Annotated in this window: 13 protein-coding genes, 1 riboswitch and 1 other annotated feature; all 13 genes read right to left on the bottom strand. The window is 37.8% G+C overall.

Translation table 11 applies throughout. The features are described from left to right. Positions 1-133: 133 nt before the first annotated feature. The 13 genes from V1L66_RS07715 to hpaB all read right to left on the bottom strand — a co-directional run bounded on the left by V1L66_RS07715 (position 134) and on the right by hpaB (position 14,136). On the bottom strand, positions 134-1,321 hold the full coding sequence (locus V1L66_RS07715) for an acyl-CoA dehydrogenase family protein (RefSeq protein WP_333004751.1): 1,188 nt from the start codon (positions 1,319-1,321) through the stop codon (positions 134-136). Beyond that, positions 1,318-2,664, bottom strand: a complete 1,347-nt coding sequence (locus V1L66_RS07710; RefSeq protein WP_333004754.1) for an LLM class flavin-dependent oxidoreductase — start codon at positions 2,662-2,664, stop codon at positions 1,318-1,320. Before V1L66_RS07710 ends, V1L66_RS07715 begins: the two co-directional genes overlap by 4 nt. 14 nt (positions 2,665-2,678) lie before the next feature. Further along, positions 2,679-3,515, bottom strand: a complete 837-nt coding sequence (locus V1L66_RS07705; protein WP_333004756.1) for a MetQ/NlpA family ABC transporter substrate-binding protein — start codon at positions 3,513-3,515, stop codon at positions 2,679-2,681. 14 nt (positions 3,516-3,529) lie between these two features. After that, a complete protein-coding gene (locus V1L66_RS07700) occupies positions 3,530-4,132 on the bottom strand; it encodes a methionine ABC transporter permease (protein WP_333004883.1) in 603 nt (200 codons plus the stop codon). Further along, complete coding sequence (locus V1L66_RS07695; protein ID WP_205444559.1) at positions 4,125-5,204, bottom strand: methionine ABC transporter ATP-binding protein; 1,080 nt, start codon at positions 5,202-5,204, stop codon at positions 4,125-4,127. Before V1L66_RS07695 ends, V1L66_RS07700 begins: the two co-directional genes overlap by 8 nt. 40 nt (positions 5,205-5,244) lie before the next feature. Continuing rightward, entirely contained in the window at positions 5,245-6,054 is an 810-nt protein-coding gene (locus V1L66_RS07690) for a MetQ/NlpA family ABC transporter substrate-binding protein (RefSeq protein WP_333004761.1), read from the bottom strand. A gap of 268 nt (positions 6,055-6,322) precedes the next feature. After that, positions 6,323-6,850, bottom strand: a complete 528-nt coding sequence (locus tag V1L66_RS07685; protein ID WP_333004763.1) for a DUF1292 domain-containing protein — start codon at positions 6,848-6,850, stop codon at positions 6,323-6,325. A gap of 291 nt (positions 6,851-7,141) precedes the next feature. Continuing rightward, positions 7,142-7,450, bottom strand: a complete 309-nt coding sequence (locus V1L66_RS07680; protein ID WP_016994165.1) for a DUF1292 domain-containing protein — start codon at positions 7,448-7,450, stop codon at positions 7,142-7,144. An 18-nt stretch (positions 7,451-7,468) separates the two neighbouring features. Beyond that, entirely contained in the window at positions 7,469-7,885 is a 417-nt protein-coding gene (gene ruvX, locus V1L66_RS07675) for a Holliday junction resolvase RuvX (RefSeq protein ID WP_016994166.1), read from the bottom strand. Positions 7,886-7,887: 2 nt separating this feature from the next. Next, positions 7,888-8,154, bottom strand: a complete 267-nt coding sequence (locus V1L66_RS07670; protein ID WP_004226839.1) for an IreB family regulatory phosphoprotein — start codon at positions 8,152-8,154, stop codon at positions 7,888-7,890. Between the two features lie 88 nt (positions 8,155-8,242). Further along, positions 8,243-10,903: an alanine--tRNA ligase gene (alaS, locus tag V1L66_RS07665; protein ID WP_333004785.1), complete on the bottom strand. Its 2,661-nt coding sequence runs from the start codon at positions 10,901-10,903 to the stop codon at positions 8,243-8,245. A gap of 88 nt (positions 10,904-10,991) precedes the next feature. Next, positions 10,992-11,208, bottom strand: a binding site (T-box leader). Positions 11,209-11,276: 68 nt separating this feature from the next. Next, positions 11,277-12,242, bottom strand: coding sequence for a magnesium transporter CorA family protein (locus tag V1L66_RS07660; RefSeq protein WP_016994168.1), 966 nt, complete (start codon positions 12,240-12,242; stop codon positions 11,277-11,279). A 246-nt stretch (positions 12,243-12,488) separates the two neighbouring features. Continuing rightward, positions 12,489-12,654: riboswitch (M-box (ykoK) riboswitch) on the bottom strand. Positions 12,655-12,702: 48 nt separating this feature from the next. Then, entirely contained in the window at positions 12,703-14,136 is a 1,434-nt protein-coding gene (gene hpaB / locus V1L66_RS07655; protein WP_333004788.1) for a 4-hydroxyphenylacetate 3-monooxygenase, oxygenase component, read from the bottom strand. Positions 14,137-14,207: the final 71 nt, after the last annotated feature.

The following is a 14,207-nucleotide window of genomic DNA, read 5'->3' as shown; positions in this document are numbered from 1 at the left end:
AAATCAACTTTCACGACAAACAGAAATCGACAATTCAGGAGAAATTGTATATGTAAAAAAATCTGCCAGCTATTTTTGCTGGCAGATCCCCTCTCTATAAACCTTTTACGGTTCAGAATCTTCATTATATATACTATAATTGAAAAGTTTCTTGCTTCTTATCGACAAGTAATCCCATCGCAAGTTGAGATATAACCACATCATCTGCTGGCGGATTAAAACGGCTACATTGAACATCTCTAAATAGACGCTGGATTTTGTTTTCTTTAGATAGACTTCGTCCCCCTACAACCTGCATAGCTTTTGTTACAATATCAATGGCGTAATTACAAATAACATACTTTGCAATACTAACAGACTCCGATAGTTGCTCCTTAAGAACTGGATTTTGTTCAACCTGTGTTGCAATACTATACAATGTTCTTCGTGCAGTTTGATAAAGTACTTCTATTTCACCAATTTTTTGCTGAACATGACCAGCATGAGCGATTGTATTTTCTAAGCTATGTGAATACGTATTTTTAGCAAAATCAATGGCATAATCTCTTGCTGCTCCTGCCACCCCTAAATAAACGGCTGGAACCTCTAACGAGTACACGCGACCATCAGCTAAAAAACGATTAACTTCATTTGGACGATGTCTGTAAAGTAACGCTGCTTCTGGTACAAACGTGTCATGAAAAATAATATCATGACTGCCCGTTGCTCTCATGCCCATCGCATCCCATGTTTCAACAATTTCCACTTGTTCATTTTTAGTAATGAGAAACTCAGCTGTTAGATTTTCTTCTTCCAGATAAGCAATAATGGTGAATTGTTTTAAAATCGGCGCTAATGAAGCAAATGCCTTTTCACCAGTAATGCAATATCCTCCCGTTACCTTTTTAGCGATTGTACCAGGTAAACTCCCTCGAGAAATATTCCCCTTTCCACGTTCACTGTTAATAATATTCAAAAGTGAGCCTTCCTCTACTGCTTTTCGGCATAATTCTGCAAAGATAGGCTCTGGCCATGTTTTCGCCTCACGAACATTCAAAAACGTCAATAAGTGCCAGCCAACAGATAATGCAGTAGAAGCATCACCTCTAGCTAATTGTTCTTGGACTAATAACATTTCGTATAGAGAAATTTCTTCTCCACCGTATTTTAAAGGCACTGTTAACCGAAAATAACCTGCATCTTCTAAAATCTTAAAATGCTCAAATGGAAATTCTCCACTCTCATCATATTGATTAGCTGTATTCTCAATTTGTTTCGCTAAATTCTGAGCATATTGAACAAGCTTTTGCTCTCGTTCATTTCGAATAAAAATATCAATCATTCCTGAGTCACCTTACTTTTAGCAAAACGATTCAGCGGCTTTTTCAATCCTAAATGCTCTCTTAACGTTGTGCCTGTATAATCTTTACGATAAATACCTCGCTCCTGCAAAATCGGTACAACCTTGTCAACAAAATCCTCTAAATCGCGTGGTAATAACGAAAACTGTAGCATAAAGCCATCTGCTGCTTGCTCTACTATCCAACGCTCCATCTCATCTGCTATTTGTGTTGGTGTTCCGACAAAAGCATCGCGCTTTGCAGGTCCAAAAAGGCGTGCATACAAATCACCAACTTTTAAATTTTCCTTTTTAATAATCTCTAAGTGTTCATAAAAGTGACTTTGAATACTATTAACTTCTGGGAATTCCACTTCGATAGCAGGTGTCTCAAGTGAGTACTTTGAAAAGTCGACATTTCCCATGTACCCAGAAACAAATTTTAAGCTTTCGTATGGATCAATCAATGCCTGTAACTCATTAAATTTACGAACTGCCTCCTCCTCTGTATCACCCACTATTGGGGAAATTCCTTGTAAAACAAGAAGCTCCTCCTCCTTACGTCCAAATGGAATAAGCTGTGCCTTTAGTTGACGGTAGTGTTCTTTCGATTTTTCAATATCATCCCAATGGACAAATACAACTTCCGCTGTACGTGCAGCTAATTGTTGGCCTGGTTTAGATGCACCAGCCTCTACAATTACAGGCTGCCCCTGTACAGAACGAGCAATATTTAATGGACCTTTGACAGATAAATAGTTGCCCTTAAATGATGTTTCATGCACTTTATGACGATCATAAAATAGATTATTATCTCGGTCATAAAGAAAAGCGTCGTCTTCCCATGAATCCCATAATGATTGAACAACATCGATAAATTCCTCTGCACGTTCATAGCGATGGTCATGCTCCCAATGCTTATCGCGACTAAAATTTAAAGCCGTTTCCCCTGTGGCATCTGCTGTGGTTACTAAATTCCAAGCAACCCTCCCATTGCTTATATGATCGATGGACATTAACTGTCTTGCTAGCACATATGGCTCACTGTATGTCGTTGAAGCAGTTGCACCCAGTCCAATTTTAGTTGTTGCCGCTGCTAAAGCCGTAATTTGAATTAATGGATCAAAGCGATTTAAAATATGTGGGTGTGACTCATGATTAATGGCTAAACTGTCGGCAACAAAAGCTATATCAAATTTTCCTTTTTCCGCAATCTGCGCTACTTTTTGTAATGCTTGAATATCGATGCTTGCATTTGCTTGGGCAGATGGGTGCCTCCATGCAGCCACATGCATACCTGCTCCAATTAAATATAAGGCCAGTTTTATTTCTTTTTTCTTAGTCATTATGATTCTCCTCCCTAATATGAATAGAAATCCTTCCATGTTGCTAATTCATCCAGAGGCATCTCCACTGGAATATAATTGCCATTCGATACTTCTTTAATAAATTTCCCCGTTTCATCGCGCTGATAAATTTCCACTATTTTCTTCAATGTGTCATTATTTTTATCTTCTGCCTTTGCCACGATAACATTAATAAATGGTTTAGCTGTTTTACTCTCATGTATGATGGCATCTTTCAATAAAAGACCAGCTTCTACAGCAACACCATTATTAATAATGGCAAAATCAGCATCCTCCATCACACGTGGCGTTGTTGCACCATCAACAGGCAAAATTGTTAAGTTTTTGGGATTACCTTTAATTCGATCTTCTCCACCGTTACCATCAAAATTGTCTGTTACGGTTAGTAGTCCATGCTCCTGAAGCAGCAGCAAAGCTCTACCCCAGTTGGAAGGATCATTTGGCACAGCGATTTTTGCGCCTTCTTTTATATCATCTAGCGATTTATATTTGTTTGAATATAAGCCAATTGGTGCCATTATCGTTGTGCCAATTGCCTGTAAATCCGAGTTATTGTTTGTATTAAATAAATTTAAATACGCAACATGTTGAAAAGCATTAATATCGACTTCACCCTCCGCCAATGCCTGATTCGGGTCATATTGCGCAGAGAATGTTACTAATTCCAGGTTAATGCCCTCCTTACTAGCCTGTTCCTTTACATACTCCCATGTTTTCAATTCTGAGCTACGGATACCGACCTTCACAGTATCTTTTTCATCTGCTTCTGCACATGCTGCTAGTAAAAATAATAATGTAAAAAGTCCTATTACATATTTCAGCTTTTTCATGTTCACATTCTCCCTTAAGACACCCTACGTATTTTTCGTTCAAGACTATTACCAATGCTTTGAATAATCTGTACAAGTGCAACTAAAATGACCACTGTAACTAATATCGTCGTATTATCAAAACGTTGATATCCGTAAGTAATAGCAACATCACCTAAACCACCGCCTCCAACAGCTCCTGCCATAGCCGTCGCACCAATAAGTCCAATCGTTGCAGTCGTGACACTTAAAATTAAGGATGGAAAGGCTTCAGGCAACAAAAACTTTCGAATAATTTGAAATGGAGAAGCTCCCATTGCTTTGGCTGCTTCAATAATGCCCTCATCCACCTCTAATAATGAATTTTCTATTAATCTTGAAATATATGGTCCAATATGCAAGACTAACGGCACAATGGCAGCAGTTGTACCAATAGCGGTGCCAACGAGTAATCTTGTGAATGGAATGATTGCAACAAGTAAAATAATGAATGGAATGGAACGCAATGTATTGACGATCGGATTGACAATCGAGAAGATTAATTTATTTTCAAGAATATGTCCTTTTCTCGTCACAACTAAGATGATCCCTAAAATAAAGCCTAAAATGGCACCAAAAAATAAAGAAAGGCTAACCATGTACAGCGTATCTAGAACCGCGTTGATAATAATTTGTGTGCTCACTTTCACGTGCAACAACCTCCTCTATTTGAATATTTTTAGCCTGAATAAATAGAAATGCTTTTTGTATATCTTTTTCAGAACCAACGAGCTCCACGATTAAATGGCCGAATGGGATTCCTTGTAACTCAGTGATATTGCCAAATAAAACATTGACATCTACAGCAAATTTCTTAGCTACCTGTGAGACAATCGGCTGTCCGACGTCTACTCCTATGAATTTTAAATTGTAAATTTTTTTAGAGGCATCTATACTTTTTAACTGTTCATAAACAGAAGATGGGATTTCGTCCCGAACAACTGATTGGACAAAATTTTTAGTTGTCTCTTCTCTTGGTGTAGAAAAAATTTCAAGTACATTACCTGTTTCAATGATTCTTCCATTTTCCATGACAGCTACACGATTACAAATATCCCGGATAACTTCCATTTCATGCGTAATCATCAAAATTGTAATACCATACTCTATATTGACCTTCTTTAGTAAAGCTAAAATCGATTTGGTCGTTTGTGGGTCGAGAGCCGAAGTTGCTTCATCACATAAAAGGATAGTTGGTTTTGTCACTAGTGCTCTAGCAATGCCGACTCTTTGTTTTTGCCCGCCTGATAGCTCGTCAATATAACGATCAGTTTTGTCCGCTAAGCCAACAAATGCTAAAGCCTCTTTAACTTGACCTTCCAAATTCGATTTTTTTACGCCACTTATGATTAAAGGCATTGCCACATTTTCAAATACAGTTTTAGAATGAAGAAGATTAAAGTGTTGAAAAATCATACCGATTTTTTTCTTCTCCTCTCGAAGCTGCTTTTTAGTGAGCGTAGTTAATTCTTTGCCATTCACAAGTACTCGTCCAGAAGTTGGCTCTTCCAGTAAATTTACTGTCCGAATCAGTGTACTCTTACCAGCACCACTAAAGCCGATAACACCAAAAATATCCCCCTTCTGAATCGTTAAATTGATATGATTTAGGGCCGTTACAGTCGAAGTACCGACCTGGAATTCTTTTGTCGTTTCAATAAACTCAATCATGCACGTCTACCTCCTTAGCATTTATGTTGATTGCAAAGCTTTAAAATGCTGGGACAACAGCACCCTTATACTGATCTTCAAAGAAAGAACGCGCCTTTTCACTTGTTAACCACTTAACAACTGTCTGTATAGCTGGATCATCCTTTTTTTCATTTGTCGATGCTATTATATTGACATAGGGTGATTCAGAATCTTCTATAATGAGGGCATCCTTCACAGGATTATAGCCCCCTTCTAAGGCATAATTTGTATTAATAGCAGATGCTTCTACATCATCTAATGAACGAACAAGTAATGGAGAATCAACACCTATAAATTGAATACTCTTCTCATTTTTCGTAATATCTTCGACTGTATAATCACCTTTCTTAGTTTTATCTAATTCAATCAAGCCATTATTTTGAAAAAGTAATAACGCTCGTGAAAAATTGACAACATCATTAGGTACAGCAACCTTTGCATTTTGTGGCAAATCATTAATTTTTTTTATTTTCTTCGAATACACACCAAATGGTTCAATATGAATTCCTTTTACACTGACTAAATCTAAATGACTTTCTTTATTCGTCTGTTCTAAAAACGGAACATGTTGAAAATAGTTAAAATCCAGCTCGCCATCTGCCGTTTGTTGGTTCGTTTGAACAGCATCTTTTATTATGGTAATGTCTAGTTTCACTCCATCCGTTTCAAGATCTTTTGCTAAATACTCCAATACTTCCGCATGAGGAACACTGGCAGCTCCTACTTTTAATGTTACAATGTCCTCTTTACTAGCCTTTCCTTTGTTTGTGCAACCAGCCAACAAGCCTATTACCAATGCACCGATAAGCAATTTCCAACCTAATCTCATTAAATTTCCTCCTTAGTTAATAAATTTACTTGGTTTAATTTAAAAAAATCTTATCTATTTACTCAGAATTGGTCAATGCCTCTTTTATTCTATTTATTAAAAAATTCAGAAAACGAAGAGGAGAAATACATGTTTTTTCTCGAAAATCCCTTAAATTCATTTAAAAATACAAAAATTCCATTTACAGATAGAATATTTTTAGACCATTGATAGAAAATTTCTATTAATAAACAAAAAACTCTGAGTGGTTGTTAGCCACTCAGAGTTTTTACAATTCGTTTAATACATCTTCAACAAATACCCATTCTTCATCAGTTTCAATTGGTAATAATTCTTCTATAGAACCGTCATTTCCAGACAGATATTGAGCCGCAAAAATATCTCGTTCCCCCATAGGTTCATCCGTCGCTGGTACATACAAAACATACGATTTACCGAATTGCTCAGATGAAAACGTATGAATGACTTCACAAACTTGATCTTTCCCTTCTTCATCCGTCACGGTAATTAGCTGTGGCTCTTCCTCAAATTCATCAAGTAGTGTTAACACCACTTCATTAATCATTTCCCATTCTGCATCTGTTTCAACAGGCTGTAAATTGGTCATCTCACCTGTATTATCATCGTAATCAAAAGTCATCGCCGAAAGGTCTCCTGGGATTTCTTGACCTGTTTCATCTACAAGGGAAAATAACACATAGGACTTGTCCTCCGCATCAAAGGTAAAGACCACACGACACTGCTGTTCCTTACCATCTTTCCCAATGATCATAAATTCTTGCGTTTCTTCATTCATACAGTTTCCTCCTTTATGACAATTTGATGTCATTTATTAAATCGTTTTTTGAGGTTAGGCACTTTTTAGATAGCTTCTCCAATTTTTGAGCGGTTTTCCCTGTTTAGGAGCGCTTTTTCTCTACTTTTGAGCGGGTTCTCACATTCTTAGAGCACTTTCACTCTATTTCTGAGCGAATCCCCTCACTTTATGAGCAGGTCCCAACAATTCTTCTACATATAGAAGAGTGTCAATAAAAAAGGAACAAGGACTGCAAGCTGCGATCCTTGTTCCAAGCTTTGAGTTAGAAGTTTAGTCTTCGTATTCATCCTCTAAAGCGTTTAAAACGTCCTCTACCATATCCCACTCTGCTTCAGTTTCGATTGGTGTTAATTCACCATCTTCACCATTTTCAGATGGTACAAATGAAGATACGAAAATTTCAACGGAGCCATCTTCGTCTTCCTCTGCGCCTACCATTGAGTAAAATACATATGATTTGCCAAACTCTGGAGATTCATGAACGTGAATCACTTCACAAAGCTGCTCGTTTCCGTTCTCGTCAATCACTGTAATGTGTTGAACATGTAGTTCTTCTTCATGGTTATGCTCGTGTGCCATGCATTGTCACCTCATCAATTAATTTTTGCTATCTAAGTAGCCTTGTAAAATCATCACAGCTGCCATTTTATCAATGACCTGCTTGCGCTTTTTGCGACTCACGTCCGCTTCGATCAGCATACGTTCTGCAGCCATCGTCGTTAAACGTTCATCCCATAACTTGACGGGTAGTGAAAATGTTTCTTCCAACAACTTTTTATAGTTCTCGGATGCTTCACCACGCGGTCCTACCGTATTATTCATGTTTTTTGGGTATCCTACAACAAATTCTGTTATAGTATATTCCTTTACTAGCTCGGCGATACGGTCAATACCGAACTCACCATTAGCCTCATCAATTTTTACGGTTTCAATACCTTGGGCAGTCCAACCAAGTGCATCACTTACAGCAACACCCACAGTTTTTGACCCAACGTCTAATCCCATAATTCTCATTTCTAGTCCTCGTTATTCTTTTTAATATAAAATTTAACAAGCTCCTCTAGAATTTCGTCACGCTCAAGCTTGCGAATTAAATTACGAGCATCCTGATGGCGAGGAATATACGCCGGATCACCAGAAAGTAAGTAACCAACAATCTGATTGATAGGGTTATATCCCTTTTCCTCTAACGAAGAATGAACTTTCAACATTACCTGCTTGACTTCCTGTTCCATTGATTCTTCTGGAAAATTAAATTTCATCGTTTGATCAAATGAACTCATGACCAGCACCTCGCTTTCAGAAATAAGGAGATGTGCAAACAAGCTCATCTCCAATTTCTCTTTATTATAACATGTTTTGGTGAATTAATTAAATGGATTTAACATAATCATACACAGAAAGTAGTGCTTCATCAAGTTTTGATGCATCTTTTGCACCTGCCATCGCCATATCTGGACGACCGCCACCTTTACCACCACATGCTTCTGCAACCATTTTCACAATATTCCCCGCATGGTAATTGCCACCAACTAATTCTTTTGAAACGCCAGCACATAACATAACTTTCTCACCATCAACTGCTCCAAGAACAATGACTGCTTTTGGCATCTTCGCTTTCAGGTCATCCATCATTTGACGAAGTTGATTGTTATCCTTCGCTTCCACTTTTGTAGATAGCACTGTTACATCTCCAATTGTTTGAGCGGCATCCACAACTGCCCCTGCCTGTGCATTGGCAATTTTTTGAGATAATGCTTCGTTTTCACGTTGTAATTCTTTGTAGTCGGCTTGTAATGCCTGTACTTTTGTGACAATATCTTTCGCATTTGCTTTTAGTAATGCTGCTGCATCATTTAATAATGCTTCTTCTTCTTTTACTGCTTCATAAGCCACTTTTCCTGTAACAGCTTCAATACGACGAGTACCTGCACCGATACCACCTTCTGAAACAATTTTGAAGAAGCCAATTTCAGAAGAGCGTTTAACATGGATACCACCACATAGCTCAATTGAATAATCTCCGATTGATACTACACGTACAACATCTCCATATTTTTCACCGAACAAGGCCATGGCACCCATTGCTTTTGCTTCATCAATGCCTTTTTCTTCAATAACGACCTCTATATCATCCCACACTTTTTCATTTACAATACGTTCAATTTGCTGTAATTCTTCTTTTGTAACTTGACCAAAGTGAGAGAAGTCAAAGCGTAAACGATCAGGGCCTACATATGATCCAGCTTGGTTCACATGATCGCCTAGCACATCTTTTAATGCACGTTGCATAATATGTGTCGCTGTATGGTTTTTAATGATTAAATTACGATCATCACGATTGACCACTGCTTGCACTGCATCTTCCACATGCATTTCACCAGATTCAACTACTACCGTATGAAGCGGTTGACCATTCGGTGCTTTTTGAACATCTTTTACAATAGCCGTAAAGCTATTATTTGAAATTGTTCCACTATCGGCAATTTGGCCACCCATTTCAGCGTAGAATGGTGTCTTCGCTAAAATAACCAATGCTTCTTGACCTTCTGAAGCGACTTTTGCTACTTGACCATTGACGATCATTGCAGCGATTTCAGTACTAGCTGTTAACGTATCATAGCCAACAAATTCACTTTCCACCGTTAAGTTTGCTAATACTTCATTCTGTACTTGCATAGAGTCAACATCTTGACGAGCAGCACGCGCACGTTCACGTTGTTCTTCCATTGCTGCCTCAAAACCTTCATGATCTACTTTCATGCCTACTTCTTCTGCATATTCTTCCGTTAACTCGATTGGGAATCCGTAAGTATCATATAAACGGAAAGCATCTGCTCCTGGAATGTAATCATGACCGGCAGCTTTTTGAGATTCCACTACTTCATTAAAGATAGTCAAACCACCATCTAATGTTTCATGGAAACGAATTTCTTCATTTTTAATGACACGTTGAATAAATTCGCATTTCTCCGTAACTTCTGGATAGAAGTCTTCCATAATTTTACCCACAGTTGGTACAAGTTCAAACATAAATGGTTTTTCAATACCAATTTGTTTAGCATAACGAACAGCGCGTCGTAGTAAGCGACGTAATACATAGCCACGTCCTTCGTTTGATGGCAGGGCACCATCGCCTATTGCAAATGCTACTGTACGGATATGATCTGCAATCACTTTAAATGGTGTATTAATATCTTCTTCTGAGCCAAAGATTTCATTTAAATCCACTTCACCAGGACGCTTATATTTACGGTTGGCAAATTCCTCGATTTTTTCAATGATTGGCATGAATAAATCTGTATCAAAGTTCGTTGGTACATTTTGAACGACTGATACAATACGCTCTAAGCCCATACCTGTATCAATATTTTGCTTTGGTAGTGGCGTGTAAGTACCGTCAGGATTATGGTTAAATTGAGAGAACACAAGATTCCAAATTTCAAGATAACGCTCATTTTCCCCACCTGGATACATTTCAGGATCATTCTCATCTGAGCCGTATTCTACACCGCGATCATAAAAAATCTCAGAGTTTGGACCAGATGGACCTTCTCCGATATCCCAGAAGTTTCCTTCTAAACGAATTAAACGTTCTTCTGGAATACCAATCTCCTGATGCCAAACATCATATGCTTCCTGATCTTCTGGGTGAATCGTAATGGATAATAACGCTGGATCAAAGCCCATCCATTTTTTATCTGTCAAAAATTCCCAAGCGTAATGAATTGCTTCTTTTTTAAAGTAGTCACCAATAGAAAAGTTTCCTAACATTTCAAAGAACGTATGGTGACGAGCTGTTTTCCCAACGTTTTCAATATCGTTGGTACGAATCGATTTTTGTGCATTTGTAATACGTGGATTATCAGGAATAATACGGCCATCGAAATATGGTTTCAATGTTGCAACACCTGAGTTGATCCAAAGGAGTGATGGGTCATTTATCGGCACAAGTGGTGCTGATGGCTCATGATGATGCCCCTTTTCTTTAAAAAATTCCAAATACATACGGCGAATATCTACTGCTTTCATTGGATAAATTCCTCCTATTTAATATTGTAAAATCACGATACGAATCCTGCGATTTACCGAAGAAAATAAAAAAAGCCCTCATCCCCAAAAAAGGGACGAGGACTTGTCATTAGTCTCGCGGTACCACCCTAGTTGTAAGTAAAAATTTTTACTTACCTCTTTAGCACTTGTAACGTCAGTGAACGGCAGGGATTAGCTGCACTCTGGAGTAGCTTTCGGCATTTGCTGCTGTGAGGATTTTTTCAGCCTAGAAATCCCTTTCTTGTCCACACACAAATACGTACTTTTTCCATCATCGTTTTTACTTTTTCTATCGAAAATTATAAAAAAAATCTATTGCGCTGTCAATTAGTACTAGTATGACTAACACAAACTAAGCAATCATTTTTTTGAAATATGCCCACATACCCCACGTGAAAATGACTAAAAAGGCGCTGATAGCAATAGTTGTATAGGGTGAATCCTGATAAGGTAAAGGTACATTCATACCAAAAAAGCTAGTAATTACAGATAGCGGCAACATAATTGTCGAAATGACCGTTAATAAATTCAGCTTTTCAATAGATTTACCACTGATTATTGAAAAATACGTATCAAGCGTGCTGTTAACTAAATCGCGGTAAGTCTCTGTAGAGTCGACAATCCGTTCTAGATGGTCATTCAAATCTTTATAGAATGGAATATTTTCTTCTTGAATATCAAATTTCCACTGGCCATTGGTTGTTGAAAAAATTCTTCTTTGTGGCATTATGGCCTGACGAATTAAAATGATTGTCCGCTTCAGTGCAAGAAATTCCTCAGTCACCACTTTTGGTTGATAATCATAAATCTCTTCTTCCAGTTCATCTATACGTGCTCGAATTCGTTCTAATACGGGGAAGTATTCGTCTGTAATTCCATCAATAATGGTATGCAATAAAAAATCAGTACCCTTTTCCAAATATTTTGGACTATTGATACAAACATTCTCCATGTTGCCTAGCCATTGCAACTTTTGTTTATGCACAGTCACAATATAGTTTGGACCCATGAAAATATTTAATTCAACGGTTGTAATTTCATTGTTACTTTTTTCATTATAGATTGGTGCATGAAGCACAAAAAATTTATAATCACCATAACTATCCATTTTCGGACGTGAGCCCTCATGTAAGCAATCCTCCACAGCTAGTGGATGAAAGCCAAATACATCTGCTATATTATTCAATTCATTATAACTATACGCATATAAATCTACCCATAATAAGTCTCCGTTATGAATAGGAAGTTGGAAATCCATCATATTGAAATCATGTTGGACTGTCTTGCTGCCGCTATTATAATAGTGGATTTTAATCATTGCATTTTACCTCGTGTTTTGTTATTGAGGGAAACAAAAGGTCATCCTTTATCACCTTTTGTTTGCGTTGGTGATCAGAAATCGATGACTTTTTATGTGTTTCCGTTTGCCTAAAGGATACTTATTCGGTTCAGGACTACTATCCATTTCTCATCACCTTCCTTTCATAACAAAAACACGCCTTCTACGAATGAAGGCGTGTTGAATACACATATCAAAAAATAGCAATTAAAAACATTGCATGCTTGTTACCTTCAAACGTTGAGTTTTAGCACTATGCGGCATAGGAATATGTCCAGCTACGTTAAAAAACACCTTATTTCGATGATTTCTGTTGACCCATTGGCGTCTCTCGACATTTTTGGGTAGTAGCGTATCTCCAGCATAGGAGCCTCACCTAACGAAGGGATGTTATTTTTTTGTTCCTACACATCATAGCGGATTGCCTCAAAACTGTCAATCAATCATTTTTTAAAAAGTCTTCCACTCGTTGCACTAAATGCTCTCGTTGATAAGATTGATAGAGAAGGCTAGATAAACGCACAGGATCACCAAAGAAAAAGCGTTCGTACAATGTTTGCCTTGTGCCAAAACTACTCATCGTTAAATCCCAAGCTAAACGGAATTTCTTTACTCGCTCCTCACCTTTATCTTTGAATGATTGCAAATAATGTTCAAGGTCACCCTCATCTGCTGCAAATGCATGTTCAGTTGGTATGGACATCAAGCCACTTGCCCCTAGTTGCTGGATAATTTCCGTAAAAGTTGGATATACTTTCGGGAAAATTTGAATAGCCACTTGTAATGTTGAGAGATCTGGTCGAATAAAGCCAAACATATCCCTATGTGCATCCACTTCTGATTTGATTAACAATGCTTTCATCGTTTCTAATGGTACAATTACGTCCACTACTTTTTGTTGTACATGTTGGTAGTCACCGATATTAATAGTGTCCACAATCGATTGTACAACCCCTAGTACAAATTCAGTCTTGGCAATTTGGCGAGACAACACTTGATGTAAACCATAAGCCTGGAAGCCACTGACATTCATAAATTGATTTGCCACGTCGACATTTTCATAATAAAAAACGCGCTCCCATGGAACAACTACATCATCAAATACAACGATCGCATCCATTTCTTCAAAACGAGCACTCAAAGGATGATCAAAAGTAGAAGGTCCACCTACAAAAGACTGTCGACATAAAAATTTTAACCCCTTCGTATTACTCGGTATAGAAAAGCCAAATCCCTTTCCTTCATCATAGCCATTTGTAGATAAAACAAGAAGCTCATCTGTTATGCCACCCTGTGTCGCTAGTAATCTTGCCCCTTTAATGACTAAGCCCTCACTTGTTTTCCCAATGATTTTAGCAGCAATGGTCACTTCTTCATCCTCATAGTAATAGCGCTTGCGATTCACCTGTGGTTCGATAAAGGTATGTGTCATCGTAATATCATTCTCGCGAGCATACTCATAAAACTTTAGCAAATGCTCTGGAAAACAATTTGGCTTTTCTTTTAAAAAGTCTGCTGCTGATGCCAGGGCCATTAATGTTGTATTCATATAATCAGGACTTCTTCCCATAAAGCCATGGGAAGATAATGCCCATTCCCTTGCTGCATGGCGCCTTTTCACAAGATCTTCTGGCGTCATTACTTGAAGAAAGGACATGCCAACTCTCTGTTTACTAGTTGGCGATTCATAGGTCATTTTTTCAAGAAGTGCCTCTTGATGTTGTAAATCAAAAAGTTTCGCTTGACTATGCATAATTCCTTTAAAGGCAGGATGTTCTGACACCTTTCCTGTTACGACTTTCCCATCTAGCGAAATATACGTTTTTAAAGCATCAATTCGTTCAATATACTGCTGCCCTGTCATTATTGGCATTCTGTCACCCCTATACATTCCCTATGTTTTTGTACTTATCTAGTATATGAAATGTCCAAATATTAGGTGAC

Origin of the sequence: Lysinibacillus sp. IITD104, from assembly GCF_036698265.2 — a bacterium.
GTDB classification, from domain to species: Bacteria; Bacillota; Bacilli; order Bacillales_A; family Planococcaceae; genus Lysinibacillus; species Lysinibacillus boronitolerans.
Note: the sequence above shows the minus strand (reverse complement) of the source record. Positions and strands in the feature narration are given on the sequence as shown.

What these genes read in the sequence shown, in the direction of transcription:
- V1L66_RS07710 (WP_333004754.1), bottom strand. Translation starts at nt 2,664, where the DNA reads ATGACTAAGAAAAAAGAAATAAAACTGGCCTTATATTTAATTGGAGCA.
- V1L66_RS07695 (WP_205444559.1), bottom strand. Translation starts at nt 5,204, where the DNA reads ATGATTGAGTTTATTGAAACGACAAAAGAATTCCAGGTCGGTACTTCG.
- V1L66_RS07715 (WP_333004751.1), bottom strand. Translation starts at nt 1,321, where the DNA reads ATGATTGATATTTTTATTCGAAATGAACGAGAGCAAAAGCTTGTTCAA.
- alaS (WP_333004785.1), bottom strand. Translation starts at nt 10,903, where the DNA reads ATGAAAGCAGTAGATATTCGCCGTATGTATTTGGAATTTTTTAAAGAA.
- V1L66_RS07690 (WP_333004761.1), bottom strand. Translation starts at nt 6,054, where the DNA reads ATGAGATTAGGTTGGAAATTGCTTATCGGTGCATTGGTAATAGGCTTG.
- V1L66_RS07670 (WP_004226839.1), bottom strand. Translation starts at nt 8,154, where the DNA reads ATGAGTTCATTTGATCAAACGATGAAATTTAATTTTCCAGAAGAATCA.
- V1L66_RS07680 (WP_016994165.1), bottom strand. Translation starts at nt 7,450, where the DNA reads ATGGCACACGAGCATAACCATGAAGAAGAACTACATGTTCAACACATT.
- hpaB (WP_333004788.1), bottom strand. Translation starts at nt 14,136, where the DNA reads ATGCCAATAATGACAGGGCAGCAGTATATTGAACGAATTGATGCTTTA.
- V1L66_RS07700 (WP_333004883.1), bottom strand. Translation starts at nt 4,132, where the DNA reads ATGGTTAGCCTTTCTTTATTTTTTGGTGCCATTTTAGGCTTTATTTTA.
- V1L66_RS07705 (WP_333004756.1), bottom strand. Translation starts at nt 3,515, where the DNA reads ATGAAAAAGCTGAAATATGTAATAGGACTTTTTACATTATTATTTTTA.
- V1L66_RS07685 (WP_333004763.1), bottom strand. Translation starts at nt 6,850, where the DNA reads ATGAATGAAGAAACGCAAGAATTTATGATCATTGGGAAAGATGGTAAG.
- V1L66_RS07660 (WP_016994168.1), bottom strand. Translation starts at nt 12,242, where the DNA reads ATGATTAAAATCCACTATTATAATAGCGGCAGCAAGACAGTCCAACAT.
- ruvX (WP_016994166.1), bottom strand. Translation starts at nt 7,885, where the DNA reads ATGAGAATTATGGGATTAGACGTTGGGTCAAAAACTGTGGGTGTTGCT.